This window comes from Vibrio sp. 10N.222.52.C3 (assembly GCF_041474195.1).
GTDB lineage: Bacteria > Pseudomonadota > Gammaproteobacteria > Enterobacterales > Vibrionaceae > Vibrio > Vibrio crassostreae_C.
The window spans coordinates 1-4,314 of sequence record NZ_JBFRTQ010000182.1 but is presented as its reverse complement, the minus strand read 5'-3'; the positions used below and the strand labels follow the sequence as shown (position 1 = coordinate 4,314).

At 41.1% G+C, this 4,314-nt stretch carries 5 protein-coding genes; 4 read left to right on the top strand and 1 reads right to left on the bottom strand.

All coding sequences use genetic code 11. The features are described from left to right. The first annotated feature begins 64 nt into the window (after positions 1–64). Together AB4517_RS21540 and AB4517_RS21535 are read left to right on the top strand one after the other, a co-directional pair. A complete protein-coding gene (locus AB4517_RS21540; protein WP_372125740.1) occupies positions 65–808 on the top strand; it encodes a helix-turn-helix domain-containing protein in 744 nt (247 codons plus the stop codon). Between the two features lie 83 nt (positions 809–891). Continuing rightward, positions 892–2,580, top strand: coding sequence for an AMP-binding protein (locus AB4517_RS21535; protein WP_372149902.1), 1,689 nt, complete (start codon positions 892–894; stop codon positions 2,578–2,580). A gap of 90 nt (positions 2,581–2,670) precedes the next feature. Here AB4517_RS21535 and AB4517_RS21530 read toward each other — a convergent pair whose 3' ends face one another. After that, a complete protein-coding gene (locus AB4517_RS21530) occupies positions 2,671–2,877 on the bottom strand; it encodes a DUF1127 domain-containing protein (protein WP_048658140.1) in 207 nt (68 codons plus the stop codon). Between the two features lie 103 nt (positions 2,878–2,980). On the opposite strand from AB4517_RS21530, the gene AB4517_RS21525 reads away from it, so the two are divergent. Together AB4517_RS21525 and AB4517_RS21520 are read left to right on the top strand one after the other, a co-directional pair. Beyond that, complete coding sequence (locus tag AB4517_RS21525; RefSeq protein ID WP_136973757.1) at positions 2,981–3,937, top strand: LysR substrate-binding domain-containing protein; 957 nt, start codon at positions 2,981–2,983, stop codon at positions 3,935–3,937. Positions 3,938–3,976: 39 nt separating this feature from the next. Further along, positions 3,977–4,189 (top strand): VF530 family DNA-binding protein, encoded by a 213-nt coding sequence (locus tag AB4517_RS21520; RefSeq protein WP_017063289.1) that lies wholly within the window; start codon positions 3,977–3,979, stop codon positions 4,187–4,189. The last annotated feature ends 125 nt before the right edge of the window (positions 4,190–4,314 follow it).

Genomic DNA, 4,314 nt, shown 5'->3' with positions numbered 1-4,314 from the left:
TTACGTATAGTAATTTAGCTAATTTTAAACCCACATTTAAATATGAAATAGAGTTGGTATTTATATGAAAGTAGTAACACCTTTATTATCAGATAAGGATAGTGACTTTAACGCTGTTATTATCAATAAAATAAGCCACTACTTTCCTATTGAAAACTTTGGACAAGATATATCTATAATCAGTAACTTAGATGTAAGGTTAGTGTTTTTCATATTGAATAAGCCAGATAAACTTCAACTACTTACAATGGCTTTAGCTATTTGCGAGAACCTTAATAAAAGAATAGTTCTTATTTGCTCAGACCCGTTACCTAATATCGTTCGAAATCATAAGAATATATTCTTTATTATCGAAACAAACAGTAAACATCTGACCAGTAAGTTCGAAGAACTGAAGAGTAAAACACAGCATATCTTCGAGCCTCATTTTGATCTCGACCGAGATACAAACAACAACAATCAATTACCTGCAAAGTTGTTTACCTCTGAAGTCGTTAACTTTGTTATGGACAACATCAACAAAGAAATCAGAGAAACAGAAATCGCAGAAAAGTGTCATTGTTCAACAACCTACTTTTCTAAGAAGTTTCATCTACACTTTGGGGTAAGCTTTAGAGACTTTGTGTGCGATAAACGAATCCTGTTAGCCAAAAAGTTAATCGAAGCCGATACCGAATCAAAAATAGCTGTTATTTCTTACCAATGTGGATACAAGGATGTGTCGTATTTTTCAAGAATCTTTAAGAAAAGGACCGGAGTAACACCCGCAAGTTACAGACGTGCCTGCACGGATAACAGAAAACGCTAATTTTACTCCCTAAAAGAAAAAATCATGGTACATTTAACATGATCTTAACAAAAATAACTTAGCGAAAAACATGGAGTTAGACAATGATTCAGCCTAACGAGTTTAGCCAAGAAAAAGCAACAGCTCTCCCTACACCCAATGACATGATTTTAAAATGGGCAGAAGAACGCCCAGATGAAGTCTATTTAAAACAAATCATCAACCGCCAATTTGTTGAATTTACTTATAAAGAAGTGGCCGACAAAGCACTAAAACTGGCGTCAGCATTAGAAGGACTCGGAGCTCAACCCGGCGATCGAGTCGCGCTCGTTTCAAAAAACTGTGCAGAGTGGTTTATCTGTGATCTTGCCATGATGTTAGGAGATTTTGTCAGCGTCCCAATCTTTCCAACAGCGGGGGCAGACACTATTCAATACTGTATTGAACACAGTGAAAGTAAGATTGTAATTGCCGGTAAGCTTGATGATCCTAAAGCCACTCAAAAAGTACTCGATGATAATCCGAGTCTAATTAGTATCTCGTTACCCTACGATACTGCCGCTAAGTGCCAGCACACTTTTGAGCAACTTATCGAAACACATGAACCCTCAACCAAAAGACCTCAGCATCACGATGATAAGCTGATGTCGCTTGTTTATACTTCGGGTACGTCTGGGTTACCGAAAGGCGCAATGCTCACGTATGGTGCCTTTACATGGTCAGTTCAGAGATTAATCGATCACATTGGTATCCAACCTGGCGATCGCCTGTTTTCTTATCTGCCGCTTGCCCATATAACCGAACGAGTGTACATCTTTGGTTCTTCAGTGATGGGTGGGGTGGTTACTGCTTTCCCTGAATCTTTAGACACATTTATTGATGATGTAAAAATGCATCGTCCAACTTTGTTTATTTCAGTTCCTCGTTTATGGACTCTATTCCAACAACGAATCCAAGATAAACTTCCACAGAAAAAACTGAACTTCTTACTTAAAATTCCGTTCGTGAATAACCTAATTAAGAAGAAACTGGCTGATGGTCTGGGGTTAGACCAAGCTCGCGTTCTTGGCTGTGGCTCAGCTCCAGTATCACCAGCTCTACTTGCATGGTATGAGAGTGTTGGCCTACACATTACCGAAGCTTGGGGAATGACTGAGTCTTTCGCCTACAGCACGATTAACCACCCGTTTAGAGCCGATAAAATTGGTACGGTTGGTAACGCTGGTCCGGGCATTGAACTCAAAATTGCAGAAGACGAAGAGATTTTAGTTCGAAGCAAAGGCATGTTCTCTGGTTACTACAAGAATGATATTGCAACCCAAGAGTCTTTTAACTCGGATGGTTGGCTTCATACCGGTGATATCGGTGATATCGATAGTGAAGGTTACCTAACGATTCGTGGGCGTAAGAAAGATACCTTTAAAACCGCTAAAGGTAAGTTTGTTGCCCCTGTACCAATCGAAAACAAACTGTTTGAGTACAGCCGCGTAGAAATGATGTGTTTGATAGGTCTTGGCCTACCTGGTCCAATCCTACTTGTGGTACCGCATGACTTCCCTAATTTCGATCGAGCTCGCTATGAGAAAACGACAAAGCGCGTTATCGAGAAAATGAACGAGCAGCTTGGTTCACACGAGAAGATCAAAGGTGTATTGATGATTAAGGAACCATGGAGCATTGAGAATGGCGTGTTAACCCCGACTCTCAAAATCAAGCGACATATCCTTGAGCAGAAATACCATGAAGTTGGTCATAACTGGCCGAAAGATAAATTGGTGGTTTGGGAAGAATAATTAAAATCGAGAGGGAGCCATATGGCTCCTTTTTTGGCAGCAAAGTACGCTCAACCTTAGATTAGCCAGTCCCTCCCCTAACACTCCCACTCACTCCCAAAACGATTTTTTCAGTTCCTTATCAACTTGTTCCTGTGTAATCCCTACATCTCTCAACAAATACTCTGGTAGCTCAGACAGCTGCTTTCTGGTTCTACGATTTTGAAAGTACATGCCTAATTTAGAATAGAATTTCTTAATTGATAATGATGATAAAAATGAATGGTTGGTATTTGCTGTTGCTGTGATCGTATTCATAGCCTTTCTCCTGTTGATCTTTTGCTTTGTTATGGTCAATAATCGACCAACAGAGCAACATCGACAAACGATAGATACTGGCATTCAGTTAAGGAAAACTAATGTGAGAGAGCGTACCCCACCATTCCAAGGGATCTACTATTTTTATACGGCAGCTGAAACAGGCAGTTTTAAGCTGGCAGCAGAAAAGCTATTTGTCACAGCCGCAGCAGTCAGCCAACAAATTCGCCAACTTGAAGAGTGGTTAGGCGCAGATCTGTTTATTCGCCAACACCGAAAAATAGTATTAACTCATGAAGGCGAAGTACTGTACCTACAAGCGAAGAAAGGCTTTGCCCATATTCAAGATGGGGTCAGACAAATAAACCAGGACCCTAATCCCACTCAGCTGTCGATCTCGACCGTTCCATCTTTTGCCCAGCATTGGTTGGTGCCAAGGATTGGGGATTTCAGAGAGAGACACCCAGATCTTTCTATGTTGATTGAACCGACCAATAAGCTGATCACCTTTGAGGATTCGAGTATCGATATCTGTATACGCTATGGGCACGGTAACTACCCAAATCTAGAGTCGCGCTGGCTAATGGATGAAGTGTTATATCCTGTTTGTCATCCGCTCTATCAGGAGAAGTATGGAATATACAGTGTCGAGGACCTGCACAAAGCCGAGCTAATTGAAGACCGATGGCCAGACATGGATTGGTCAATATGGCTTAATGAAGTAGGCGTTGAAGGCGGTCACACCACGTTGCAGTTTGATGGCTCTCACTTTGTACTAGAAGGGGCACTCTCTGTTCAAGGAGTCGCTTTAGTCAAACACAGCTTGGTGTATCGATACCTGCAAGAAGGGAAGCTAGTTAGAATTGGTCATACAGCGCTAAGACCAAAATACAACTATTTCTTATGTGCGCCACCGGGATACTTTCATCGCGATAAGATTCAACGCTTCTCCAAATGGATAGAAACGCAGGTCAGTGAGTTTGGTAACAAAGGAAGGGAAATGCTCAATATCGTCGATACCGACTTCTCATTGAAATGGTCGGGAAACTCTGATGGCTAAGCTGATATACTGAGAGCAAATAAATGACGGGTAAATCTCATGACACAAGCAAATAACCCACTTCACGGTATCACGCTTCAAAAGCTGCTAACTGAATTGGTTGAACATTACGGTTGGGAAGAGTTGAGTTACATGGTTAATATCAACTGCTTTAAAAAAGACCCTAGCATTAAATCGAGCTTAAAGTTTCTGCGAAAAACAGATTGGGCACGAACTAAGGTTGAGCAGATTTACATCGACTTAAAGCGTTAGTCTCTCCCTACTTCATCTGTCCCGTGTTGATTAAATACGGGACAACCCCTGTGTCTACTTTTTAGGGGCCATATCAATCTCGCATCTCTCGCAGTATGTTACAAGCAATAAAAAGGTTCATCGCG